Below are 435 nucleotides of genomic sequence, written 5' to 3'. Positions count from 1 at the left end.
ATGGCGAAGGCGAAATTTGAGCGGAACAAGCCGCACTGCAACATCGGCACGATCGGTCACGTCGACCACGGCAAGACCTCGTTGACGGCGGCGATCACCAAAATCCTGGCCGAGACCGGTGGCGCCACGTTCACCGCGTACGACCAGATCGACAAGGCGCCGGAGGAGAAGGCCCGCGGCATCACGATCTCGACGGCGCACGTCGAGTACGAGACGGCCAACCGGCACTACGCGCACGTCGACTGCCCGGGTCACGCCGACTACGTCAAGAACATGATCACGGGTGCGGCGCAGATGGACGGCGCGATCCTGGTGGTGTCGGCGGCCGACGGCCCGATGCCCCAGACGCGCGAGCACATCCTGCTGGCCCGCCAGGTCGGCGTGCCGGCGATCGTCGTGTTCATGAACAAGGTCGACATGGTCGACGACGAGGAG

At 65.7% G+C, this 435-nt stretch carries 1 protein-coding gene; it reads left to right on the top strand.

Features of this window, described 5'->3' with window-relative positions:
• Positions 1-435 (top strand): GTP-binding protein (locus N825_RS35750; RefSeq protein WP_037462476.1); only part of this gene is annotated, 435 nt, incomplete at its 3' end.

The organism is Skermanella stibiiresistens SB22 (assembly GCF_000576635.1).
In the GTDB taxonomy this organism is placed as follows: Bacteria; Pseudomonadota; Alphaproteobacteria; order Azospirillales; family Azospirillaceae; genus Skermanella; species Skermanella stibiiresistens.
Note: the sequence above shows the minus strand (reverse complement) of the source record. Positions and strands in the feature narration are given on the sequence as shown.